The sequence below is a fragment of the Paenibacillus castaneae genome (assembly GCF_002884445.1).
Taxonomy (GTDB): domain Bacteria; phylum Bacillota; class Bacilli; order Paenibacillales; family Paenibacillaceae; genus Pristimantibacillus; species Pristimantibacillus castaneae.
The window spans coordinates 3,219,799-3,243,254 of the sequence record NZ_KZ614144.1 but is presented as its reverse complement, the minus strand read 5'-3'; the positions used below and the strand labels follow the sequence as shown (position 1 = coordinate 3,243,254).

Genomic DNA, 23,456 nt, shown 5'->3' with positions numbered 1-23,456 from the left:
AAGCGAGCTTTTTATATTTTAGTTAAATTGCCACTTGGTATCGTATTTATTAATTCAGGCCTGCGTAGCTATATTGTTAAATTCTTTAAACTAATGAGCATATTCGAAAAAATCTCGTGAATATGCTTAATCTTCAAGTGTCGAAAAATGTATAATCATCCCTATAATTATTAATACAGTATTTTATAAATGATAAAACCTATAACCAATAATAAAATGATAATTCCAGTGCCTTTCCATCCCAAACCGCCAACTAAATCAGTTAAATTTCCAAATTGTGCGCGATTTACTCCATCACTAAACGTTCCAAAAGGGTTGTTTTTTAATTCTTTTTGTCTTAAACGTTCCCGTAATTGTTCCGGCGTTTCTTTTCTAGAATCCATTTAGCTTTAACTACCTCCTTATAAAATCCGAAAAACCCGCCCTTTTCTTCACAGTGAAATTATGTTAAATTTATCCAATTATTTTCGCCATCATAAGCTAAGCATTGTTCATTCTGGTAAATAAACGAATTCAGGAAGTCATGCGAGAACTTCAATTAAGATTGCATGTCTTTCACAATTATTTAATACTATTATAACGTCATTCTATAATACTTGACCAACGATTAATCAGTCCCCTTTAAAGCGTGATCACCTGATTAATTACCTAAATAATAAAAAGGATCCGCATAGCGAATCCTTTTCTCAATATGGTTTCTCTTCTCTCAATAGGTAATTCTTAAGCCACTACTCATTCTTCATTTATACTCCTTCATGAATGACCAATTGATATGACGGTTCAGCCGATCATTCAATTCATGGAACACTTGAAGGTTGTGCTGAATATTACGATATGCGTCTCCACCAATTGAGTATCCCTGAAACCCTATGGGTCCCTGGAAATTAATTCGGCGCAGAAGTCCAAGCACATAGAACATATCGATCTCACCTTGATCCAGCAGCTCAATGGTCGCCGGCAGTCCGGTCGCATTGTCAGAATTTTTACGGCTTCCACTTAAATTCACAGCCCGGAGATATGGACTTATCTCAACTAGCAGATTTGCCAAGTTGGAATTGTCCACTGCATACCAATGAAAGAGCGGGAAAATAATGCCAAGCTGAGGATGTTTAATTTTCTCACACAACCTAAGCGCATCCTGTGCTGTTTCCATCCAATTAGAGATATGAGGATATAACAGGATCTGAATATTTCGGCTTTCGGCTGCTTTAAGAATCCGATTTAACCAGAGGATGGCTTGCTCATCGTCATGGACACTAGCAATATCGGAAGCGTTTATAGCGATCTCAATCGTGCTGCACCCCTCCATCGTCTCGACAAGACGAAGAATTCGATGATTGTCTAAACTATATTCAACAGCCGCTATATCCAGTACCACGTATACGGCGGCAATTTGGAGTCCATATCGTTCCGTAACACTCGTTAGCTTCTCGACATCCTGCCATGCTTCATCGCTCCAAAACGTAAGATAAGTACTGTCATAACCAGCCTCTTTGATCATCTCGCATCGTGTCTCGAAAGGATACACGCCTTGGGAGTTATAGAAGAACGTATCCATTGCATATATGGGATTGTTCATCGAGACTCCCCCTTAAATAGGGATTGCGGCTTCATCGTCGCGGCACTTTCATAAATGGCTTGTAGGATGCTGAAATTAAAAACGGCTTGTTCATTTAGCAGTGCGCGAGATTTCTCCCCGCGTAAGGCTTTCATAAATCCATGCAAAGGCCGTTCCATCACGGCTAAACCGTCCTGATTAATGAAAGTACGACTGAGTGGGTTAACTCCATCATTCACGGCTGTAGTTAGGTTTACATTACCCTTTCCATCCCAGCATAACCAATCCCAATTTGCAGCACCGCAGCTTCCCTCTAGCTGTACTATTGATGTCTCTAGTCCATGTGTGCAAGCGGCTCTTTCGTAGGTAACGTGAATCTTGTTATACAGGGTGCCGTCACCATAGAAAATTAGGCTTGCACCTACATGCTGCTCAACATCATTTATGAAGTCCTTTCCCAGAGTGGACTCTGTTTCCGGATTCGACAACCAGGCTGATACGATGTCCACACGGACTGGCGACAACAGGTCAATTAAACAGGCCATGTCATAAGGGCCCCAGTCCATCAGTGTTCCTCCCCCGCTCTTGCTGCTGTCCAGAAACCATCGAGACGATGGCTGATATTCGATACCCGTGCGACTTCGCTGATGTTTCTGAATAAACGTCATATGGTATAATTCACCAAGCTCCCTTCGCTCGATCAATCGCTTAACTTCTTCGGTCGTCTCTACGCCAAGGAATCTGTTGCTGCAGCAAGCAAGCAATCGGTTATGGTTTTTCGCCAGTGTTAGCATCTTTTCCGCTTCCACGCGGTTCATGGCAAGCGGCTTCTCGCATAACACATGCCTTCCTGATATTAATGCTCTTTGAACAAGTTCAAAATGAGCAAATGGCGGAGTAGCTACAATTATGATGTCTAGTTCTCCAGTCGGCATTGATAACAGCTCGTCTATGGTTCGGAACAGAATGGCCTCAGGATAATTATTGCCGAAGTCCTCCAACGTCTGAATGTTGACATCTGTTACGGCCAACTGGATATTGTCGCTCGCCGGCCAATTTTTTAATGCTTCCGCATGATGTCGTGCTATCGCTCCTGCACCTAAAATCGAAATGGTTTGATTTTTCATTTGTCATCCCTCCGCCTTTATCGTAGCGTCGCTTCGGTCGGATAACAATATGAGCAAAAGCGCTTCTTATTGTACTTTTGATACCTTTGTTCTAAGCCGTTGAATGCAAAAAGCGGCTCTGCAGCCGCTCTTTTTCCGAATAGTTTAAGAAGAAAAATAACCACGTTTTGTACTTTTGGTGCTTTGGCGGTATTGGCCGGGTGTCAAGCCGTTTTCTATTCTGAAGGTTTTGCTAAAATAGGAGGCATCCCCCATACCGCACATTTTTGATATGGTTTCCAACGTGTAATCCGTTGTCTCCAACAGCCGCTCAGCCCTTCTAAGTCGCAGCTCCTTAAGCATCTGCATGGGAGCTTTATTATAATACTGCTGGAATTTACGAGCGAAATAACTAGGATTCAAATGAAGAAAAGCAGCCAATTCTTCGCGCGAAATTTTCTTCTCTAGATTATGATTCATATAATTGATAACCGTTACGAAACGATCTTGATTCGTACGAAGCTTCTCCGGTCTGGAAGGAGAACCCGCGGTCTTCCAACTTTCCATGAGCAGGGCCACAAGTGAAGTAACCAAGGAGAACAGATACAGATTGCGCTCCTCGCTATCCTGCTGGTGCCACGTTTTCTCCAGCTCGTTAAATAGGTTAATGAAGCGTTGATTGTCATTCAGCCGAATAACAGGCGCTATGGGATGAAGCCGGAAATATTCTAGATGAGAAGACGTGTAAAGGTCCAAAAAGATGTACTGATGAATCCCAGCGCATTCTGCCTTTTCAGAGAATGGAAGGTGTGGAAGGTGGATCATCACGTCTCCTGAGCGCGCTTCAAAAGTGAGACCGTTCGACTCCATCTGGACGACCCCCTCTTTCACATGAGATATGATCCAGTGAGGGACCGTCATATTCTGAATCGACAAATTGTCGTAAGGCGCTGTTTCGAGCTGGTACAAAGATAGCTCCAGTTGTTCCCTCAATGTGGGTATCGGCTTAGTCTGCATTTGGCAGCCTCCATTCTCACTTTTGACTGGCGATCACACAGCTCCCCATTTTCCACGGATTTGCTCTGCCTCTTTAATCATCCTGTCAAATAACTCGGCGACTGTAGGGATATCATGGATCATGCCGGTCACTTGGCCAGCCCAACCGAAGCCTTCTTCTTTGATATCATCATAAATCCAACGCTTATTAGCTTCACCGCTAATATAATCCTTTAGCGCTTCATAGGTTGGTGATACGCGTTCAATTTCAAGAATTTTATCGACAAAGTCGCTCTTCAATACCCTGGCAGGAGCTTGGATGGAACGTTTGATAACCGTTGTATCAAATTCAGAGCTCTCAATAAGCGCTTTTTTAAAGGATGCAGAGGCGTCAACACATTCCTCGGTGGCGATAAAGCGGGTCCCCATTTCGATGCCCTCCGCGCCAAGTGCATGGGCTGCCATCCATCCGCGGCCATCCCCAATACCGCCTGAGGCAACGACGGGAATTTTTACAGCATCAACGACCTGAGGTACAAGTACCATGGTGCCAACATCATCACGTCCTAAGTGTCCGCCGCCCTCTTGCCCAACAACAATAACCGCTGATGCACCTAGTTGTTCAGCTTTTTGGGCTTGTCTGCTTGAGGATACGAGTACGAGTGTTTTAATATCTGTGGACTGCAGCGTTTCTAGAATCGGCGTCGGATTCCCACCGGTAATGGTCACTACGGGCACCTGTTCATCGATTGCGACCTGAACCCTATCCATATAATTAACACCATGCATTCCGATAGCAAAGTTGACACCGAATGGCTTACTGGTTAGCGTGCGTACACGCTGAATTTCCTTGAGCAGATCATCAGTGCTGGGGAGGCTCATAGCTGTAATTTGACCTAGTCCACCTGCGTTCGAAACGGCAGCAGCGAGGTCTGCATACGCTAAATAAGCTAGTCCACCTTGAATAATAGGATATTTTATTTGCAATAATTCGGTTATACGTGTTTGCCACTCCATCATCGTTCCCCCTTGTGTTCTTCCTCATCAGATCGTTCAAAGTAAATCGGATAATGCAGCGCACATCTCTCATTAAAGAATGTCCCGCAATGGGGACAGTTAGCGGTATTCATATATTGTTGAATCGTCAACTCGGTGTGACAGCATCCGCAAAGGATAGCGAATTCATCAAATTGCTCTTTCGGCCACTGCGTGATGCTGTGATCTGCATGCTCCTCATGGCATTTATAGCAAGGATAATAGCGATTGCAGCATTTAAACTTAATGGCGATAATATCCTTTTCAGTATGATAATGAATACAACGCGTTTCGTTGTCAATGACTGGTCCATAAATGTCCACTTAAACTCCCCCAATCTTCAATAACAATAGGGACGCCGTCAGTACGATGACAATTCCGCCTGCTTGCAAATCAATTTGTGCAAATTTCAATTGCTTATACGTAGTTCTCCCCTTGCCATTGCCGTAAGCGCGCGCATCAATGGCGTAAGACAGCTGTTCAGCACGTTGAATGAGCGTGAAAAGTAATGGAATGAGAATGGGTATATAAGCGAAAATACGTTTTGGGAGCGATAAAGAAATCATATCATAGCCTCTAGCCTTATGTGCAAGCAGAATACGATCAAGCTCCTGTAAGATGGTTGGGATAAACCGAATGGCGATGACGATCATTAGTGAAAACTGCTCCACAGGTACATTTAATTTGGATAACGGCGCTAGCAGCTTTATTAGTCCATCAGCTAAGGATAACGGCTTTGTCGTTAAAGTTAAAATCGAGGCCAGTAAAATGAGTAAAATAAGACGCCAGACGAAACGGATCCCGATTTGCAGCCCCTCCGTTGTCACCTCGATAAATAACCAGGACCAAATGACGTTTCCTTTAGTGAATAACACATTATATACAAAAGTGAACATCAAAATAAACAAAATAGGCTTTAAGCTTTTCCCTAAAACGTGAAATGGGATATTAGTCAGCAGCAAAATGCCAATAAGAAATAGAGTAGCGACAGCGTAGCTGATGAATGTATCTAGCATTAGGAAGCTTAGCATAATGATGATGAGACCTAAAATCTTTGTGCGAGGGTCCAGAAGATGAATGATGGAATTCGTCTCCCAATATTGCCCCAATACAACTGCATTAGCCATTTAGAAGCTCCTTGCATGCTTGATTTGCCATACTTTCTCGAATATATCCTGCTCCCTGCAGCTTGGGACTTCGATTTTCTGGCCGGATAATTCCTCTATAAGCTTTAATAGCTGTACCGGTTCCGGCAGTGACAATCCGAGCTGCTCTAGTAATGGAGCATTATCCAGAAATAAAGCATTAGTATCCATATGCCCCATGAGGCGCCCAGCTTGAAATACGATGACTTCGTCCGAGTATTCGGCAACATCATTCATTTGGTGTGATAGGTAGAGTACCGTGCGATTTTCTTGCTGCTGCCATTTTTTGAGCAGCCGCAGCATAGCATCACGGCTTGCCGGGTCAAGACCTGCTGTCGGTTCATCCAATATAAGCAGCTTCGGGTTCATCATCAATACGGAAGCGATTGCTACGCGTCGTTTTTGACCCCCGCTTAATTGGAACGGCACCGATGTAACAATCTCCTCCGACAAACCTACTTGCGCCAAAATGGTTTCAATTAATATCTCAATTTCCTGTTGGGAATAGCCCTGCAGCCTAGGAGTAAAGGCGAGCTCTTTGTAAACGGTCGTTTCGAATAGCTGATGCTCCGGATATTGAAAAACGTAGCCGATTTCTGGCACAACCTTTAGCTGTCCTTTGGCATCTCGATGAGCGGGCTGTTGATTAATCCAATATTCCCCATCAATTGTAAGAATAAGCCCCTTCAGCACTTTAGCGAATGTAGACTTTCCTGCACCCGTCTGACCTATGACAGAAATCCATTTGCCTTCTTGAATGGTGCAGCTCACATTATTCAAAGCTGCTCGATCAGCATATTTCACAGTCACATTATTTAATTGATAGACCACTGTAAGCGAATCATCTCCTTCCAATCTCTCGTTAGCGGCTCTCCTTGATGGAAGATTGTATGTAATCGCACTGCAAAAGGCAGCTCTAATTGATAGTCTGCGACGGGCATTGTTTCGAAAAAGACCAAAGGATCGCCATCAAATTCAAGCCGACCTTTATGAATGAGCAAAATACGCTCTGCAGCCAGCGCTTCTTCCATATGATGGGTGATGTGAATAATGGTCATGCCCTGACGGTGCAGCTCTTGCATAATGGAAACCACCTGCACCCTTCCTTGTGAATCAAGCATGGAGGTAGCCTCGTCAAAAATAATGATCTGTGGGCGCATTGCGACAATAGCCGCAATAGCTACGCGCTGTTTTTGACCGCCGGATAGCTGGTGCGGCATCGACTCTAAGTAGTCATCCATCTGAACAGCTTGTATCGCGAAATCCAATCGGCTGCGAATTTCCTCTCTTGGCACTCGAATATTTTCCAAACCAAATACGATTTCATCCATTACTGTTGTGGTGATGAATTGATCCTCTGGATTTTGAAACACCAGGCCTATTTGCTCATGGATCTGATGGAGGTCTGCAGGATTTGAGGTGTCTAAGTTTTTAAATGTCACACTGCCTTCCTTCGGAAGCAATAGTCCAACCATTAGCTTGGCAATCGTCGATTTGCCGCATCCATTGGCTCCGACAATCGATACAAACTCTCCTGCTTCAATCGTAAAGCTCATATTCTCTATGACAGGCTGTCCCTTTTTATAATAAAAATGAACGTGGTCGAATGTTAGCATTTAACGACTTCCCTTCTGACGCTGCCACGTTGCGAAAAATGCCTCCACACTGTTTTCGAAGAAGGCAGGAGCCGGCTTCTGCCAACTCGTAACCTTCGAACCGTTAATACCTAATATTTCACCGGTTAAATCTGCATCGGGCTGTGCCAGCAATGCGATAACAAAACGAGCGATATCATCTGATTCACCCACGCGCCAGTACTCTGGAAATGGTTCATTTCGCTTGGCGTATTTTTCCGTTATATGCTTGATTACAGGTCTTGTCATATCCGTTAAGGCAGCAGGCGAAATGGCATTCACCCTAATCCGATTACGCTTTAATTCATCTGCGAGCGTCCATACGATACCAAGCATTCCAGCTTTGGCCGCACTATAATTTACCTGTCCCTTCGAACCTATTAATCCAGCAGTTGAGGTCATGAGAAGAATGTCGCCGCCGTTCGTTTGCATATGCGGCAGTATGCGCTGAATGCAATAAAAAGCGCCATTCAAATGTACATCAAGCACAGATTTCCACTCTTCATCCGTCATCTGCACACATAATTGGTCATGCAAATTGCCAGCGTTATGTATGAATACATCCATGCGACCATAATTAGCTATGGCAGCATCTACCATGGAAGTGACAGCGAGCGGATCTGCAACGTCGGCATAATACCCGATTGCTTCACCGTCTGCTCGTTGGATCTCCTGCACCACTTCGTCTATTAGTGACTGCTTCGTACCATTAACAATCACTTGATAACCAGCTTGACCAAGATGCAAGGCGATACTGCGTCCAATCCCCCGGGTCGCTCCTGTAATTAAAGCTGCTTTATTCATGACTGCCTCTCTTTCACTGAAAAGGTGCCAGATGCAATCACTTCGCCAGATTCTAATCCGACAGTCATATGGATACGATCGTCATCAACCTCATAATCAAAGATTGCGACAGAATCTACGAATAGCGCCTTCTGAAATTTCATGCTGTACGCGGTGATCCATTGCAATGGATGCTCAGTTAAATAAATGGATTGCGCCAGCCCCATAATGTACATGCCGTGCGCGATGGGGCGTTCATAGCCTGCATTCACTGCTGCTTCGACATCCAAATGAATGGCAGCCGTATCTTTAGAGGCAGCCGCATACCGCTGGATAGCTTCAGCTGTTATTGTTTTTTTCATCGTAATCACCTACTCGGATTAATACGGTTTCGGCTGTGCCTATGAGAGCACCGTCAGATGAACAAACAAGGGTATGGTCATAAAAGGTCAGCCACCCTTGTTTACTTCTCTTTTTTTCTACCTTCGTCAACCATAATTCACAATCTAAGTTCATGCCTGCAATAATCGGTGCCTCGTATGAGAAACGCTGCATGCCATGAATGAAAGGTACATCCTTGCTCAACCAAGGTATGTCGAATGCTTGCCAGAAAATAATAGGCATTGTCGCAGGTGCGATTAAATCGCCATTCATCACTTGCAAAGGAGCTTCGATACTACTTGCATATTGGGTAATCCACTCCGCGCTTATATGAAGCTGATGTTGGACGCTCCTCATTCAACTGCCTCCACTAATGTTGCGAGGCCTATTCCGCCACCAATACCTAGTGTGGCAAGGCCTCGTTTGTAGGGGGTGGAAAGCATTTCTGCGCATAAGCGAGTCATCAAGATGGCTCCTGAAGCACCGTAAGGATGCCCTATAGCAAGTGCACCACCACCATAATTGACCTTTTCCTGCGGAATCTGAAGCTCCTTTAGTGAGGCCAATACTTGTGATGCAAATGCTTCATTAAACTCCACTATATCCAAATCGGCAGCCGTAAGCTGCTGACGGCTTAGCACTTTCTGCACAGCTGGAACGGGGCCAATACCTAAAAAATTAGGATCAACACCTGCAGCTTGAGCATCTACTACGCGCAATATAGGCTTCAGCTTAAGCTCCGTGCATTTTTCACGGGACATGATGAGAACAAGAGCTGCTCCATCATTGAGTGGACATGCATTGCCTGCTGTTACCGTACCCTGTTCCAGAAAGATGGGCGGCAATTGCTGCAGCTTTTCGAGGCTCGTATTGGCTCTTGGACACTCATCTGTCGTAACCCATTCTCCATTTACTTGCAAAGGAACAATCTCTTGTAGAAATCGGCCATTTTGCTGAGAAAGAACAGCTTTTTGATGGCTTTTCAAAGCATAAAGGTCCTGTTCTTCCCTGGAAATGGCGTATTGTTTCGCTACATTCTCCGCCGCAATGCCCATATCCGGGTCGCCGTAGGCGCTTGGAGTAAAGTGAGCACGCGTGTAAAGCTGCGGTATACCCATAAGCGTTTGTGGCTTGGCTAATTTCCAAGGTGCACGGCTCGTGCTTTCTACACCACCAGCTAAATAAACCGCGCCGGCGCCACTTTGAATGAGACGCGCTGCTATATTAATGGCTTCTAACCCTGAACCGCATTGCCGGTCAACCGTAACTCCTGGAACCGTGACAGGAAGTCCTGCTTCGAGAGCAGAAACCCTTGCTACATTGCCGCCTGGTCCTACTACATTGCCAATGATTACATCATCAATTATATCCTTCGGCAGTTTTGTTGCAGATACCATATGCTTAATAAGCGGTGCTAATAATGCTTCCGGCTCTAGCGTATTTAATATGCCGCCCAGCTTGCCAATTGGAGTACGTTTAGCCATGACAATTACTGCTTCAATCATATTGTTTCTCCCTTAATAGAGTCTCTCATCGCCTGCCGAGCTATTTTCCCACTACTCGTATAAATGAACTGATCTACTGTTACGAGCTGTTTTGGAGCTTTGTAGCTCGCTATATGCTGGCGGCAGTAATGTTTAATTTCCTCTATAGTTAAGCGCTCTAGTCCGCTCCACTTCACGACTGCAGTCACCTGCTCACCCCAGTAGGCATCCGGCACTCCAAGCACCATCACTTCTTGAATTTCCGGAATGTGCTGAAGCACAGACTCTACTTCTTCGGGGAAAATATTAAGGCCGCCAGATACGATCATGTTTTTTGCGCGTCCAGCCATATACAAGTACCCCTCTTCATCCCTATACATGAAATCCCCAATGATGAGCCATCCATCTCGGAATGCTGCCTTCGTTTCCTCTGGCAAATGATAATAGCCTAAAAACATCATTTCACTTCGAATGTAAAGCTGCCCAATGACTCCAACGGGCACCTCCTGAAACTGTTCATCGCGAATAGATACGTGCACACCTGAAAAGGGCTTGCCAACCGAATGAGGTTTGTTTGCGGCATGAATCTCCAAAAAACTGATATAACTTGCTTCTGATGAGCCGTAAAATTCATATAGCTTCGCTCCGCCAAAAACCTCTTTGCACCTTTTCTTCGACGACTCAGACCATTTCCCGCCAGAGCTGATCAGTGCTTGAATTTGCGTCTGACCGTGGGTTGCCTCCTGCATCATCGATTCAATCATCGTTGGCACCACAAACAAAATCGCACCAGGAATCTGTTCACACCATTGCCAAATACTTCGAGCATTAAATTCATTTGTGATATGAAAGGTTGAGCCACTGTACAGGCTCTGTATCAAGGCGAATAACGACAAGGAGTGAACAAATGGACCTGGAGCTAATACATGCTCCATATTGTTTAGTTGGAAAGCTTCTTTACTAGCTTTAAAGCTATTGATCCACGACGAATGGGTACGGATATATCCCTTAGGGATGCCCGTTGTGCCGGAAGTGAATCCGATAAACAATAGTTCATTGGATTCATCCATTTCAGCTTCTGGCTTCCATATATCTAACCACTTATCATAGCTACCTGTTTCTTCAGTTGAAAAAGTAAAAACCGGAATTCCGTTGTCCTGCAGGACTAGATTCTGTTCAAATGCCATCTCAGTAAAAATCATTTTCGGCTTATATTGCTGCAAAATAGCATTAACTTGAGTTATGCTCCACTTTGGATCCAAAGGGATGGGAACACAGCCTGCATAGATTGCGCCAAGAAAAACCTCAACAAACTCCATGCGGTTCGTAGACAAAATGGCGACTTTGTCATGGATGAGTCCATTATGTATGAAGCCCTGTGCGACTTTTTTCATCCTTTGCACCAGTTCTCCATAAGTACGGCTCTCTTGTCCGTTGGTTAGGGCGACTTTGTCGGACTGCTGCACTGCATAACGTAATAATGGGTCTGTTAGATTCATCGCTCATCACACCTGTTCACAATTTCAGTCATTATTTGTTATTTACATGCTCTTCAATCGGACTGACAGCTTTTAATTGCAGGGCAATAATGGCTGCGATAATAGCTTTGATACAATCTCCTGGTAAAAATGCAGCAGCACCCACAAGACCAGCCCAGACAGATGTATGCGTAATGATAGCCATGATCGGCGCACCGATTAAACTCACAAGTACAACACCGAAAACAAAATTAATGACGATCACTTTCCACGTTTTTAAAGTTGACCACGCTTTTTCTGTCATATATCCGATACAGAATGCGGCTATCGGCCAGCTTAGTATGTAGCCTGCAGAGGGCCCAACTAGTACAGAAAGACCTCCACGTCCACCTGATAATAAAGGTAAGCCTAAAGCGACTAATACGATAAATAGGACCAAACTAAGCGTACCCGTTTTCTTTCCTAGAAAGCATCCTGCCAGCATGACGCCGAGTGTTTGCGCGGTTATGGGCACGGGGATAAAACCTAATGAAATTGGCGGGATCATGCCTAATACCCCTATTAATGCAGTGAATAATGCAGCGAATACCATCTCTTTTGTCTTCAATTTGTTACCTCCGTTGCTAAGTTGAAAATAGGGCTACAAGAGTCGACATCTATGTATGAGATAAATCATAGCTTGATATTTCATGATTGTAAACCTATAATTTAAAAACAAGGTTAACAATTGAATTGGATAATTCCCAATAAAAAAGAAAAGGGGCTGTTCCTGTACCGCCATTTTTCTATTTTGGTCCATTGCTGCCCGCTTAAGCAGATTATGGGCAAGCGAAAGCCACCCGACCTCTAGGCTTACTTTTGGTAAGCTGCGAAGCAGGAAACGCCGGAATCACCGGTTATTCTTTAATTGCCCGAATACACTTTCTAGCTCAATCATCCGACTGACTGATAACGCATAACCTTCTTCACTGCGCAGCTTTTCACGGGCCTGCTGCTTGTAGCGCATGTATATTAAACTGACTCGGATTTCAAAACCACTTTCCGTTGTATCTTTACTTTCATAGCGAAAGACAAGCTTTAAAAACAATGAAAAAGGGTGCCCCAAGCCTTATGGCTTTTGGGACACCCTCATTTCAGATAAAACGAGCAGTTATGGGCTCTTATGACGATAGTTAAGTGAAATAGAGCTAGAAATTAGCTCTATTCCAAGAATTTAGCTTACTTTTGGAGAAATAGAGCTAGAAATTAGCTCTATTTCCGATAAAATGAGCAGTTATGGGCTCTTATGACGATAGTTGAGTGAAATAGAGCTAGAAACTAGCTCTATTTCGTGAATTTCGCTTACTTTCGAGCAAATAGAACTAAAAATTAGCTCTATTCCAAATCAAGCAGCGGATACGAGCTCATTCGAAGAAGGCTGTAGAAAAGGTAACCCTGAAGGGGGAATCCCACCTCGGGTTTTATGCCCTTTTGGGACTGCCTCTCTTTGCGAATCATATTCCTGACCATCTGACACGGATGTTATTTAACTTGGATTAGTACTTATTTAGCTGATGACAGCTGCGTCATTTATGAAGTCGTTTCAATATTAATTGATATTTGGAAGCAACTTCTCATAAATACTGAAACCATCTGTTTCGCCTTTGTAGGTATAACCGCATTGAATGTAAAAGCGGTTAAGTTTCTCGTTGTTGGCAATACAATCCAGGCGAATGTGATCTTTCCCAGCAAATCGAATTCCATCTTCAACCCAAGACATCATTTCTGCGCCTAATCCCTTTCCAGAGTAACGACGGTTGATTACTAAACGATGCAAATAAATAGCATTTCCGTTGCTTACCGCCTCTTCACCCCAGAGCTTCTTATCCCATTCACTAGGGTTCTGCTGTAAAATGACGGAGCCTGCAAGCTCATCTTCATCTGCTTTACGAAAAGCAAAAACCTCTCCTTGCATGATCGCACCTGAGAGATTATGACTATCTTGACCATGAAGCAGACCAGCCCATTGCGTTGACCCCATACTATTCAACCATCTTGCCGTTTGTAGAATCAATTCGCGAACCGACTTCTCATCCTCAGGCTGAGCCTGAAAAGCATATATTTCGCCTTTCAAAGAAGAGTTTATTATTTTCACACGTGTCATGATGTACCTCGCTTGTTGGAATATATAAATTTGATGTTATGGCTAATATCTAACGTAGAGTATACCATGTCTACTAGCCATATGCATGTAGCAAAAGCGGCAACCTAGGACGAATAAATAATGTCCTTGATTGCCGCTCTAGTATACGAAATCTCAAAATATGTTATTCGTTATGGTTCATCCATTGGAAATGGAAGCTTCCCTCTTTATCAAGACGTTGGAACGTATGCGCTCCGAAATAATCCCGTTGAGCTTGCAGTAAATTAGCTGGCAGCCTCTCCGAGCGATAGCTGTCGTAATAAGCTAATGCAGAAGCAAAAGCAGGAACCGGAATTCCTCTAGTTACAGCAATGGCTATCACTTTTCTCCAAGCATCCTGATAGTTATCAACGATGCTGCCGAAGTATTCGTCCAAGAACAAATTGTTCAGAGCAGGATTCTGGTCATAGGCATCCTTAATATTTTGCAGGAATCTAGCACGGATGATACAGCCGCCGCGGAATATCATTGCAATGCTGCCGTAGTTCAAATCCCAGTTATAAGCGTCGGAAGCAGCTCTCATTTGTGCAAAGCCTTGCGCATAGGAAGCTATTTTGCTCGTATACAAAGCTTTGCGTACCGCTTCGATGAATTCTTTCGGATCGCCCTCATAGCTGGATACCGCTGGACCATTCAGCTTCTCGCTTGCGGCTACACGTTCTTCTTTCATAGCAGATATAAACCGTGCGAAGACGGATTCAGTAATGATAGACAATGGAACGCCCAAATCCAATGCGCTTTGGCTAGTCCACTTGCCAGTTCCTTTCTGTCCTGCCGAATCGAGAATGACATCTACCATCGGTTTGCCTGTATCGGGATCTATTTTTTTGAAAATATCAGCAGTAATCTCGATTAAGTAGCTGTCCAGCTCGCCATTGTTCCATTCTGTGAAAATGTCATGCAGCTGGCTTGTGTTCAAGTTCAATACATCCTTGAGTAGATGATAAGCTTCGCCGATGAGCTGCATATCACCATACTCGATGCCGTTGTGAACCATTTTGACATAATGGCCAGCACCGTCTCCTCCAATATAAGTGGAGCAAGGATCGCCGTTCACTTTGGCGGAAATGGCGGTCAAGATAGGCTCTACCAACTCATACGCATCTTTTTGACCACCTGGCATAATTGCAGGTCCGTTTAGTGCCCCCTCTTCGCCACCAGAAACGCCAGCGCCGATGAAACGGAAGCCTTGGGCTTGAAGATCTTTGTTTCTGCGCTGTGTATCAGGGAAATATGCATTACCGCCGTCAATCAGAATATCTCCTTGATCTAGATAAGGCACAAGCTGATTAATTGTATCGTCAGTTGGCCCCCCTGCTTTGACCATGATGAGAATTTTGCGCGGCGTTTCAAGCGATTGGACGAATTGTTCAACGCTGTATGTGCCGACGAAATCTTTCCCCTGTGCTTCTGCCAAAAGTTCTTTTGTCTTCTCGGCTGAACGGTTATACACCGCAACAGAGAACCCTTTGCTTTCAATATTCAAGGCTAAGTTTTTACCCATGACGGCTAAGCCGACGACGCCAATTTGTTGTTTTTTCATAAATAGCTGCCTCCCTCTTATGACTGTTCAGTTGTTGTTAAACGCTTTAAGAGCTCCGCTTTTTGCGCTTCAAAACCAGGCTTGCCAAGAAGTGCAAACATATTGATTTTGTAAGCTTCAACGCCAGGTTGATCGAACGGGTTCACCCCAAGCAGCAAGCCGCTGATGCCGCATGCTTTCTCGAAGAAATAGACCATTTCTCCGTACGTATATTCACTCAGCTCATCTAGTTCAACAATTAGATTGGGAACTCCGCCATCGACATGGGCGAGACGTGTGCCCACTGCTGCCTTCTTGTTTACTTCATCCATCGTCATTCCTGCAACGAAATTCAATCCATCCAGATTACCTGAGTCCTCTTGAATGGTGAACTCGACTTTCGCCTTCTTCACCGAAAGCACCGTTTCGATGAGATCGCGACGACCTTCTTGGACATATTGTCCCATGGAATGCAGATCGGTCGAGAAATCGACTGATGCTGGATAAAGTCCCTTCTGGTCTTTCCCTTCGCTTTCTCCAAACAACTGCTTCCACCATTCGGAAACGTAATGCAAGGAAGGCTCAAAGTTAGCCAGCAGCTCAATCGATTTGCCTTTGCGATAAAGAGCGTTGCGAACTGCCGCATATTGATAGCTCTCATTGGATGCCAGATCAGGATTATTGTATTTCTGCGCAGCAGCAGCTGCGCCTTTCATTATTTGATCGATGTCCAGTCCAGCAGTCGCAATTGGCAGAAGCCCTACCGCTGTCAGTACAGAATATCGTCCGCCTACATCATCAGGAATGACGAAAGTTTCGTAGCCCTCTTCATCGGCCAGTTTTTTGAGAGCGCCCTTTGATTGATCGGTTGTTGCGAATATGCGTTTGCGTGCTTCCTCTTTGCCATATTTCTTCTCCATATAATCACGCAGAATACGGAATGCAATTGCCGGTTCCGTCGTCGTGCCCGACTTGGAAATCACATTGAGCGAAATATCTTTTCCCTCGAGCAGCTCCAATAAATGAGTGATGTACGTTGAACTAATATTTTGGCCGGCAAAATAGATCTCCGTATTGCCCTTCATTTGGTTATGGAAGGTGTGGGATAGCGCTTCAATCGCTGATCTTGCGCCTAAATAGGAGCCGCCGATGCCAATAACGATTAGAGCATCCGAATGGCTGCGAATGCGCTTCGATGCTTCTTTAATTCTCGCAAATTCTTCTTTATCATAATCAAGCGGCAGATTCACCCAGCCCAAATATTCTGAACCAGGGCCGTGCTGCTCATGCAGCATCCGGTGAGCCACTTTCACGAACTCGCTGAAATAATCGACTTCATGCTGCCCAATAAACGATAGTGCATTGGAATAATCGAATGAAATGGTCATTTGAATGCTTCTCCTTTACTCCCATGTATAGTAAAGCGCAGCTTAAAGCTGCGCTGTTTTTTTCCAATCGGCAGCGAATTTCTCCATGCCTTGATCCGTTAGCGGATGCTTGGAAATTTGTTCGATGACGGAGAAAGGAATGGTAGCAATATGCGCGCCAGCCATCGCTACACGTGTTACATGATCCGGATGGCGGACCGATGCCGCGATGATTTGTGCATCCAGATTATGCGTACGGAACAATTCAGCAATTTTCGTGACGAGAAGAACGCCATCTTCCGAAATATCGTCCAAACGGCCAAGGAACGGGGATACATAAGTTGCACCAGCACGAGCAGCCAACAGTGCTTGGTTTACCGTGAAGATCAGTGTTACGTTTGTTTTTACGCCTTTCTTCGTCAAGTACCGGCATGCTTCCAAACCTGCTAACGTCATTGGCAGCTTAATCGTGATGTTTTTGTCATTATTGTTGATTTTAATTAATTCATTGGCTTGCGCGATCATCTCTTCTGCTGTTTCTGCATCAGGCGTTACTTCGGCCGAAACGGATTCGACCTCAGGCACTTCGCGCAAAATCTCAGCGATGCGATCTTCGAATTTCACGCCTTCTTTAGCGACCAGGGATGGATTTGTTGTTACGCCGGACAAGACCCCAATTTTATACGCCTTTTTGATATCTACCAGATTCGCAGTGTCGATAAAAAATTTCATATTTATTACCTCCATTTTTTTGTGGTTTTCCTATAAAATGAATTGTACAAACCGACTAAACCTCGAAATAATAGTTAGACCTCGGAACGACTTTACTTCCTATGTCTTCCTTATTACTATAGTAATTCTTTCGTCAAACGAACCACATTATCGACGGAGAAACCAAAGTATTCTAATACCTCTGTACCTGGTCCTGACGCTCCGAATGTGTCGATGGACAGTACACTGCCGCTAGGTCCTGTATAACGATCCCAACCGAGTGAAATGCCGGCTTCAATTGCTAAACGCTTCGTGACAGATGCAGGCAGTACAGACTGCTTATAAGCTTCGGATTGACGGTCGAACAGCTCACGGCTCGGCATGGCAACTACGCGTACGGATATATTTTCCTTCTCAAGCTCGGCTTTGGCGCTCACAGCCAGAGAAACCTCAGAACCGGTTCCGATCAGGATAACATCAGGCTGGTTGTTGGTTTCAGACAGCACATATGCGCCTTTCGCTACCGCCTCCATGTTTCCTTTGGTTGCTTCATATATAGGCAGGTTCTGTCTGCTCAGTACCAAGGCTACCGGACCTTCGTTTTGCTGCAACGCATAAGCCCATGCATTTGCCGTTTCGTTAGCATCGGTAGGACGAATGACCGTAAGCCCCGGAATGGTACGCAGAGCTGCCAAGTGCTCAACTGGTTCATGCGTAGGTCCATCTTCGCCGACAGCTACAGAGTCATGGGTGAATACGTAAGTAACAGGCAGTTTCTGCAATGCAGCCAGTCGAATGGAAGGCCGCAAATAATCGCTGAATACGAAGAAGGTGCTTACGAACGGTTTGACACCGCCATGCAGCGCCATCCCATTTCCAGCCGCGCCCATGGCATGCTCGCGGACACCAAAGTAAATATTTCGTCCCGCATAGGAATCAACTGCGAATACTTGCTCTCCGCTAATATCGGTCATCGTCGAATGGGACAAGTCTGCGCTGCCGCCGAATATGGAAGGAACGGATTTAACATAATGATTGATCGCTTGACCGCTTGCTACGCGAGTTGAAAGCGTCTTGGAAGAATCGAAGGTAAGAATGTCCGCAGCATCAATTACAACGGAGCCGTCGACCATTTGTTCAAACTCCATGCCAAGCTCTGGATGCTCTGCTTTATATGAAGCGATCAATTCATTCCACGCTGCTTCTTTGGCCTCACCCTGTTGTTTAAGCTGGGCGAAATGAGCTTTGACTTCTGCTGGAACTGTGAATTCTTCCTCGTAATGCCAGCCATAAGCTTCCTTAGTCGCCTTCGCTTCTTCTTTGCCAATCGGATTGCCGTGCGCTTTATGGGTTCCTGCTACCTTGCTTCCGTAGCCAATAATGGTCCGAATTTCGATCATTGTCGGCTGCGAATCATTTTGCTTAGCTGCTTCGATTGCTTTCGAAATTTGCTCGATATCGTTGCCGTCTTCAATTCTTAGATATTGCCAATTAACGGATTCTGCTCTTTTCTGCATATTTTCTCCGAAGGAAAGGTTTAGATCTCCATCTAAGGAAATATCATTGGAATCGTACAATACAATTAATTTGTCCAGTTTCATATGTCCAGCCATGGACATGGCCTCGTAAGAAATTCCTTCCATCAAGCACCCGTCTCCAACTAAGGCATAGGTGTAATGATCAACGACTGGAAAGCCGTTTCGATTGAATTTCGAAGCTAGATGCTCTTCAGCCATCGCCATGCCAACCGCCATCGCGATACCTTGGCCTAGAGGACCGGTTGTTGCATCAACGCCATCCGTATGTCCAAATTCAGGATGTCCTGGTGTTTTGCTGTGAAGCTTGCGGAATTGCTTCACATCTTCAATAGAAACGTTATAGCCGGACAAATGCAGAAGGCTGTAAAGTAAAGCTGAACCGTGTCCTGCTGATAATACGAAGCGATCGCGGTTGAACCACTTGGAATGCGCTGGATTATGACTCAGTTGTTTGCCCCAAAGTGCATACGCCATAGGCGCGGCTCCCATTGGCAGCCCTGGATGTCCGGAATTAGCAGCGTTAGTGGCATCAATAGATAATGTACGGATCGTATCGACAGCAAGTTGATCAATTGTTTTTGTGTTAAGCATATTGTTCTCCTTTTATGGTTTGTATTTCTTGTCCTGACTTCTCATCGAACCACCAATGATAGCCGTCCTGCATCAATAGCTCATCGGACTCGACTGGCCCATATGTGCCTGCTGCATAAATATGAAGCGGCACTAGGTTCTCTTCGTATGCTTCCAGAATAGGTTGAACCCATTGCCAGGATAATTCTACTTCGTCCCAATGTGCGAAGAACGTGGAATCTCCGTGCAAAGCATCGTAAATGAGATTCTCGTAAGCTTCGGGCATGTTGTCTCGGCTCTCATGAAAGTTTATATGCATGGGCTTGAACTCCCCTTTGTGCCGAGGATCTCTCGTATTTAATTGAAGCGAAATGCCTTCATTAGGACTAATTTCAAATACAAGCAGATTAGGCTTGTTAAGATCATCGTTTGCCCTCGATTGCCCTAACGGTTCTTTGAACTCGATCACGATTCGCGTCGATTTGTCTTTCATTCTTTTGCCTGTACGAATGTAGAAAGGAACGCCTCTCCAAAAATAATCGTCAATTTGCAGCTTAGCGGCTATAAATGTGTCATTTCTTGAGCCTGCGGCAATATTGTGCTCAGAAGTGTAACCGACTACCGATTTCCCTTGAATCTCTCCTGCACCGTACTGGCCGCGGACTACCTGGGATTTGACTTTTTCTTTTGGCAGGAGCTCCAAAGAATCCATAACCAATTTCTTTTTGAACCGGACATTCTCTGAAGTACTGTTATTCGGAAGGTGGATCGTCAGCATCATGAGCAGCTGCAGCATATGATTCTGGAACATATCTCTTACAGCACCAACATGATCATAATAACCGGCTCGTTCTTCAACACCGACAATTTCATTCGCCGTAATTTGAACGTTGGCAATGTAGCGGTTATCTAATAATGCCTGGAGAACGGGATTGTTCTGCTGCAGTACCTCAAGCTTCTGCACCATTGGCTTTCCGAGATAATGATCGATTCGAAAAATCTCTTCTTCCGTAAAAGCTTTGCTCAGATTTTTGTTCAAATTCCGAGCAGATTGCAAATCATGTCCGAATGGCTTCTCGATTACTAGACGCTTCCAGCCATCAGCGGAGCCAAGTCCGCTTTCATGGATATTGGCTGTGATCGTTTCGAAAAACTCAGGTCCAACCGATAAATAAAACATGCGATTAGGTTCCATGCGAAGCTCTTCTTCTTGCTTTTCAATGAGCTCCTTCAGCTTCTGATAATCTTCTTTATGGCTTACATCAAGAACAGTGTAGCGGAAAGCTTGCAAGAAGCTTTTCAATAAAACGGGATCTTCCGCTTCGCGTCTGGAAAACATACGGAGAGATTGCTCGATATTCGCTTGAAAAGCTTTATCGGACAGCTCTCTTCTTCCAAGGCCGATCACGGAGAAGGATTGAGGCAATTTCTGATCAACGAACAAATTATACAAAGCAGGGTAAATTTTTCTTTTGGCTAAATCTCCAGTTGCTCCAAATAAAACAAACGTGGCAGCTTCCATCTTTTCTTCTCCTTCCAGCAGGGCTTCTTTATTAGCTCTGGTTTCTACGTTGTTAATCCACTATAATACGAATATAACCTATACGGGTAATTAATATATTTCACAGGAGCTATAGATGGCGTCTATGATCAATTACGAGCTATACAAGGTTTTCTATTGGGCTGCCAAGACAGGAAGCCTGTCAAATGCGGCTAAATCGTTGTTTATCACTCAGCCAAGCGTCAGCCATGCGATCAAGCAGCTGGAGGAAAGCTTCGGCGTCACCTTGTTTTACCGGAATTCCAAAGGCGTCTCTTTAACGCAGGAGGGCGCCACTCTTTATTCCTATATCGAGAAATCTCAGATCCTTATTTCTTTGGCAGAAGAGAAAATGGCTGCGCTAAAAAATCTGGATAGCGGCGAGCTGCGCATCGGCGGCAGTGATTCGTTGTTCAAGCACTATATGCTGCCTTATCTGGAGAGCTATCATCAGAAATATCCTGGCATCAAATTGCATTTGAATCATGGAACAACGCCAGAAACCATCTCATTCTTGAAAGAAGGCAAAATCGATATTGGCGTCGTTCGTATGCCTATCGTTGATTCTCAGCTTGAAGTTATGAGGGGAATTCAGCTGCAGGATTGTTTTGTTGCTGGGGAGCGATATGCCGGGCTTAAGGACAGTGTGCTCTCTCTTGAGCAGCTGCTCCAATTACCCATCATCCTATTCTCACGCAACAGTCGTGTAAGAATGGCCATCACGGAACTATTCGAAAGCTACGGCTACCAAATCAAACCTGAAATCGAGGTGGGAAGCGTGGAGCTGCTCATCGAGTTTGCCCGGAAAGGTCTCGGAATTTCTTATGTAACGAAAGAATTCATCTCCAAGGAACTGGAAGAAGGATCGCTATTTGAAATTAAATTAGATATCAAGATGCCGCCTTCCCAAGTAGGATTTATGATTATGCGTGATATGCCTCTTTCCAATGCGGCAAGCAAATTTATTGATCTCGTGAAATAGTTCCTATTGGTAACTACGCAAATAACAAATAAGACAAGCATATACAGTCTGGATTAACCGGAAGTAGATGCTTGTCTTACTATTTTTCACAGTCGTTTGCTCGTCATCAACAAGCAAGATCGATGCTTCCCGTCCCATCAAATTCAGTCAATAATGGCTTCGCTAACTTTAAGCATTCTAAGCACCTCTAACAGAATGACATTTAGACTGATCCACCCCCCCCCGAAAACATAACCAGCTACGACATCACTTGGAAATTGCAGCTTGAAATAAATATGGCTTATGCCTACTAATAGACACAGTAAACAAACGAATAATATGACCGGAATGCGGATATTGTTCTCACTGTAATGACGAAGCAAGAGAAAAGCGGAGAACCCGCATACGGTTACGAACGTCAGCGTTTCTTCACTCGGAAATGTATTAAATAATTGAACCCCTGCTGAGACGGGTCCAGGACGGTGAAATAAAGTACGCAGCCCTTCATCCAGTACCTCCCCTCCGAGTAATACCCAAAACAGAAATGAAAGCTCCAGCATTCTATCACGCCCCTTTAGTACAACCCAAAGAACAATAAATGCAATAAGGGGCATATAAATTGATAAAGTACCTAACTTCGTGAAACCAACCATTAAGCCATGCCACTCGGGTCCAAAAACCGATTGAATCACGTATGTAGCAACCTCATCGAACTGACCTAAGTCTTGTGCCAGAAAATCCTGAATCAACCCCAGCATCAGAGATACGAACAAAACTAAAGCTGCAAATGATGCCAGCACCAGTAACCGCACTTTGCCGAGTGAATTGAAGTTGCGTACTGCATTCACTAGAACGTCGATTAGCCAAGCAAGTGCACGTCGTTTGTATTTCCGATAGAGATAGATCACTATGGTCACCAAAGCTGATGCAATCCCGAATAGGATCATATAATGGTTCACGGTTTTGTGATAGACTTCCCACTTCGGTCCCAGTACCCTGCCGAGTGAGATGAACAAACTGACCCAAAAAATGGCGCCGGAGTATGCGTAAATGACATATCTGCGGAAAGGCATACGAGTTACGCCGCAGAAGTAACCTGCAATATGCCTTATACCAGGTATAAAATAAACGATGAACAATAGCTTGTCTCCATATTTCTCAAACCAAACGGTTATTCGTGCCAGCTGTTCCTCACCTAGATGGATACGATGTCCATATTTGATTACGAACGGTTTCCCAAGCCGAAATCCGATCCAGTAAGATAACGAAACACCTGCTGTGACGCCGGCACTCCCTGATAGAATACTGAGCATCCAATTTAATTTTCCTTCATAAACGAATAAACCGGTATAACTTAACATCATCTCACCCGGGAGAGGCAATGCGAGCATTTCAAGAAATAACGAAATAAAGATCAGTCCGTATCCGTAATGTTCTAGCCATGTTGTCATCGTATCCAACTGAT

The 23,456-nt window shown here is 44.6% G+C and carries 23 protein-coding genes and 1 pseudogene; 1 reads left to right on the top strand and 23 read right to left on the bottom strand.

The features are described from left to right. Nucleotides 1-170 precede the first annotated feature (170 nt). From CEF13_RS14450 to zwf, 22 genes and pseudogenes are all read right to left on the bottom strand, one after another. Nucleotides 171-383, bottom strand: coding sequence for a DUF6366 family protein (locus CEF13_RS14450; protein WP_102711412.1), 213 nt, complete (start codon nt 381-383; stop codon nt 171-173). Between the two features lie 356 nt (nt 384-739). Further along, the gene (locus tag CEF13_RS14445; protein ID WP_102711410.1) at nt 740-1,579 is read right to left on the bottom strand and encodes a sugar phosphate isomerase/epimerase family protein; all 840 of its coding nucleotides are present in this window, start codon (nt 1,577-1,579) and stop codon (nt 740-742) included. After that, on the bottom strand, nt 1,576-2,685 hold the full coding sequence (locus CEF13_RS14440; RefSeq protein WP_102711408.1) for a Gfo/Idh/MocA family protein: 1,110 nt from the start codon (nt 2,683-2,685) through the stop codon (nt 1,576-1,578). The genes CEF13_RS14445 and CEF13_RS14440 overlap by 4 nt, the downstream gene beginning before the upstream one ends. A 144-nt stretch (nt 2,686-2,829) precedes the next feature. Continuing rightward, nucleotides 2,830-3,681 carry a helix-turn-helix domain-containing protein gene (locus CEF13_RS14435; protein ID WP_102711406.1) on the bottom strand — a complete coding sequence of 284 codons (852 nt, stop codon included), beginning with the start codon at nt 3,679-3,681 and terminating at the stop codon, nt 2,830-2,832. A gap of 33 nt (nt 3,682-3,714) precedes the next feature. Continuing rightward, nucleotides 3,715-4,677 (bottom strand): NAD(P)H-dependent flavin oxidoreductase, encoded by a 963-nt coding sequence (locus CEF13_RS14430; protein WP_102711404.1) that lies wholly within the window; start codon nt 4,675-4,677, stop codon nt 3,715-3,717. After that, the gene (locus tag CEF13_RS14425; RefSeq protein WP_102711402.1) at nt 4,677-5,018 is read right to left on the bottom strand and encodes a CHY zinc finger protein; all 342 of its coding nucleotides are present in this window, start codon (nt 5,016-5,018) and stop codon (nt 4,677-4,679) included. The genes CEF13_RS14430 and CEF13_RS14425 overlap by 1 nt, the downstream gene beginning before the upstream one ends. Further along, a complete protein-coding gene (locus CEF13_RS14420; protein ID WP_102711400.1) occupies nt 5,019-5,822 on the bottom strand; it encodes an energy-coupling factor transporter transmembrane component T family protein in 804 nt (267 codons plus the stop codon). Further along, nucleotides 5,823-6,671, bottom strand: a complete 849-nt coding sequence (locus CEF13_RS14415; RefSeq protein ID WP_102711398.1) for an ATP-binding cassette domain-containing protein — start codon at nt 6,669-6,671, stop codon at nt 5,823-5,825. Beyond that, nucleotides 6,656-7,456, bottom strand: a complete 801-nt coding sequence (locus CEF13_RS14410) for an ATP-binding cassette domain-containing protein (protein ID WP_102711396.1) — start codon at nt 7,454-7,456, stop codon at nt 6,656-6,658. The genes CEF13_RS14415 and CEF13_RS14410 overlap by 16 nt, the downstream gene beginning before the upstream one ends. Then, a complete protein-coding gene (locus CEF13_RS14405) occupies nt 7,457-8,278 on the bottom strand; it encodes an SDR family NAD(P)-dependent oxidoreductase (RefSeq protein ID WP_102711383.1) in 822 nt (273 codons plus the stop codon). Continuing rightward, on the bottom strand, nt 8,275-8,619 hold the full coding sequence (locus CEF13_RS14400) for a MaoC family dehydratase (protein ID WP_102711381.1): 345 nt from the start codon (nt 8,617-8,619) through the stop codon (nt 8,275-8,277). The genes CEF13_RS14405 and CEF13_RS14400 overlap by 4 nt, the downstream gene beginning before the upstream one ends. After that, nucleotides 8,597-8,995: an FAS1-like dehydratase domain-containing protein gene (locus CEF13_RS14395; RefSeq protein WP_102711379.1), complete on the bottom strand. Its 399-nt coding sequence runs from the start codon at nt 8,993-8,995 to the stop codon at nt 8,597-8,599. Before CEF13_RS14395 ends, CEF13_RS14400 begins: the two co-directional genes overlap by 23 nt. Continuing rightward, nucleotides 8,992-10,143 carry a thiolase family protein gene (locus CEF13_RS14390; protein ID WP_102711377.1) on the bottom strand — a complete coding sequence of 384 codons (1,152 nt, stop codon included), beginning with the start codon at nt 10,141-10,143 and terminating at the stop codon, nt 8,992-8,994. Before CEF13_RS14390 ends, CEF13_RS14395 begins: the two co-directional genes overlap by 4 nt. Beyond that, complete coding sequence (locus CEF13_RS14385; protein ID WP_102711375.1) at nt 10,140-11,621, bottom strand: AMP-binding protein; 1,482 nt, start codon at nt 11,619-11,621, stop codon at nt 10,140-10,142. The genes CEF13_RS14390 and CEF13_RS14385 overlap by 4 nt, the downstream gene beginning before the upstream one ends. A 31-nt stretch (nt 11,622-11,652) precedes the next feature. Next, nucleotides 11,653-12,207: a biotin transporter BioY gene (locus CEF13_RS14380; protein ID WP_102711373.1), complete on the bottom strand. Its 555-nt coding sequence runs from the start codon at nt 12,205-12,207 to the stop codon at nt 11,653-11,655. A gap of 192 nt (nt 12,208-12,399) precedes the next feature. Next, nucleotides 12,400-12,678, bottom strand: a pseudogene (locus CEF13_RS29235) (transposase); the annotation flags it as partial. 510 nt (nt 12,679-13,188) lie between these two features. Beyond that, nucleotides 13,189-13,743, bottom strand: a complete 555-nt coding sequence (locus CEF13_RS14370; protein WP_102711371.1) for a GNAT family N-acetyltransferase — start codon at nt 13,741-13,743, stop codon at nt 13,189-13,191. A 163-nt stretch (nt 13,744-13,906) separates the two neighbouring features. Further along, complete coding sequence (gndA, locus tag CEF13_RS14365; RefSeq protein ID WP_102711369.1) at nt 13,907-15,325, bottom strand: NADP-dependent phosphogluconate dehydrogenase; 1,419 nt, start codon at nt 15,323-15,325, stop codon at nt 13,907-13,909. 17 nt (nt 15,326-15,342) lie between these two features. Beyond that, on the bottom strand, nt 15,343-16,692 hold the full coding sequence (locus tag CEF13_RS14360; RefSeq protein ID WP_208414471.1) for a glucose-6-phosphate isomerase: 1,350 nt from the start codon (nt 16,690-16,692) through the stop codon (nt 15,343-15,345). A 42-nt stretch (nt 16,693-16,734) separates the two neighbouring features. Continuing rightward, nucleotides 16,735-17,403, bottom strand: coding sequence for a fructose-6-phosphate aldolase (gene fsa / locus CEF13_RS14355; RefSeq protein ID WP_102711365.1), 669 nt, complete (start codon nt 17,401-17,403; stop codon nt 16,735-16,737). Nucleotides 17,404-17,519: 116 nt separating this feature from the next. Beyond that, on the bottom strand, nt 17,520-19,511 hold the full coding sequence (tkt, locus tag CEF13_RS14350; RefSeq protein ID WP_102711363.1) for a transketolase: 1,992 nt from the start codon (nt 19,509-19,511) through the stop codon (nt 17,520-17,522). Then, on the bottom strand, nt 19,504-21,012 hold the full coding sequence (gene zwf, locus CEF13_RS14345; protein WP_102711361.1) for a glucose-6-phosphate dehydrogenase: 1,509 nt from the start codon (nt 21,010-21,012) through the stop codon (nt 19,504-19,506). Before zwf ends, tkt begins: the two co-directional genes overlap by 8 nt. A gap of 115 nt (nt 21,013-21,127) precedes the next feature. Here zwf and CEF13_RS14340 point away from each other — a divergent pair, with 115 nt between their 5' ends. Continuing rightward, on the top strand, nt 21,128-22,012 hold the full coding sequence (locus tag CEF13_RS14340; RefSeq protein ID WP_102711359.1) for a LysR family transcriptional regulator: 885 nt from the start codon (nt 21,128-21,130) through the stop codon (nt 22,010-22,012). 143 nt (nt 22,013-22,155) lie between these two features. On the opposite strand, the gene CEF13_RS14335 is transcribed toward CEF13_RS14340, so the two are convergent. After that, on the bottom strand, nt 22,156-23,442 hold the full coding sequence (locus tag CEF13_RS14335) for a VTT domain-containing protein (RefSeq protein ID WP_243864505.1): 1,287 nt from the start codon (nt 23,440-23,442) through the stop codon (nt 22,156-22,158). Between the last annotated feature and the right edge of the window lie 14 nt (nt 23,443-23,456).

What these genes read in the sequence shown, in the direction of transcription:
- CEF13_RS14440 (WP_102711408.1), bottom strand. Translation starts at nt 2,685, where the DNA reads ATGAAAAATCAAACCATTTCGATTTTAGGTGCAGGAGCGATAGCACGA.
- CEF13_RS14405 (WP_102711383.1), bottom strand. Translation starts at nt 8,278, where the DNA reads ATGAATAAAGCAGCTTTAATTACAGGAGCGACCCGGGGGATTGGACGC.
- CEF13_RS14390 (WP_102711377.1), bottom strand. Translation starts at nt 10,143, where the DNA reads ATGATTGAAGCAGTAATTGTCATGGCTAAACGTACTCCAATTGGCAAG.
- CEF13_RS14395 (WP_102711379.1), bottom strand. Translation starts at nt 8,995, where the DNA reads ATGAGGAGCGTCCAACATCAGCTTCATATAAGCGCGGAGTGGATTACC.
- CEF13_RS14400 (WP_102711381.1), bottom strand. Translation starts at nt 8,619, where the DNA reads ATGAAAAAAACAATAACAGCTGAAGCTATCCAGCGGTATGCGGCTGCC.
- CEF13_RS14385 (WP_102711375.1), bottom strand. Translation starts at nt 11,621, where the DNA reads ATGAATCTAACAGACCCATTATTACGTTATGCAGTGCAGCAGTCCGAC.
- CEF13_RS14420 (WP_102711400.1), bottom strand. Translation starts at nt 5,822, where the DNA reads ATGGCTAATGCAGTTGTATTGGGGCAATATTGGGAGACGAATTCCATC.
- tkt (WP_102711363.1), bottom strand. Translation starts at nt 19,511, where the DNA reads ATGCTTAACACAAAAACAATTGATCAACTTGCTGTCGATACGATCCGT.
- CEF13_RS14370 (WP_102711371.1), bottom strand. Translation starts at nt 13,743, where the DNA reads ATGACACGTGTGAAAATAATAAACTCTTCTTTGAAAGGCGAAATATAT.
- CEF13_RS14450 (WP_102711412.1), bottom strand. Translation starts at nt 383, where the DNA reads ATGGATTCTAGAAAAGAAACGCCGGAACAATTACGGGAACGTTTAAGA.
- CEF13_RS14445 (WP_102711410.1), bottom strand. Translation starts at nt 1,579, where the DNA reads ATGAACAATCCCATATATGCAATGGATACGTTCTTCTATAACTCCCAA.
- CEF13_RS14430 (WP_102711404.1), bottom strand. Translation starts at nt 4,677, where the DNA reads ATGGAGTGGCAAACACGTATAACCGAATTATTGCAAATAAAATATCCT.
- CEF13_RS14340 (WP_102711359.1), top strand. Translation starts at nt 21,128, where the DNA reads ATGGCGTCTATGATCAATTACGAGCTATACAAGGTTTTCTATTGGGCT.
- CEF13_RS14435 (WP_102711406.1), bottom strand. Translation starts at nt 3,681, where the DNA reads ATGCAGACTAAGCCGATACCCACATTGAGGGAACAACTGGAGCTATCT.
- CEF13_RS14335 (WP_243864505.1), bottom strand. Translation starts at nt 23,442, where the DNA reads ATGACAACATGGCTAGAACATTACGGATACGGACTGATCTTTATTTCG.
- CEF13_RS14360 (WP_208414471.1), bottom strand. Translation starts at nt 16,692, where the DNA reads ATGACCATTTCATTCGATTATTCCAATGCACTATCGTTTATTGGGCAG.
- zwf (WP_102711361.1), bottom strand. Translation starts at nt 21,012, where the DNA reads ATGGAAGCTGCCACGTTTGTTTTATTTGGAGCAACTGGAGATTTAGCC.
- fsa (WP_102711365.1), bottom strand. Translation starts at nt 17,403, where the DNA reads ATGAAATTTTTTATCGACACTGCGAATCTGGTAGATATCAAAAAGGCG.
- CEF13_RS14410 (WP_102711396.1), bottom strand. Translation starts at nt 7,456, where the DNA reads ATGCTAACATTCGACCACGTTCATTTTTATTATAAAAAGGGACAGCCT.
- gndA (WP_102711369.1), bottom strand. Translation starts at nt 15,325, where the DNA reads ATGAAAAAACAACAAATTGGCGTCGTCGGCTTAGCCGTCATGGGTAAA.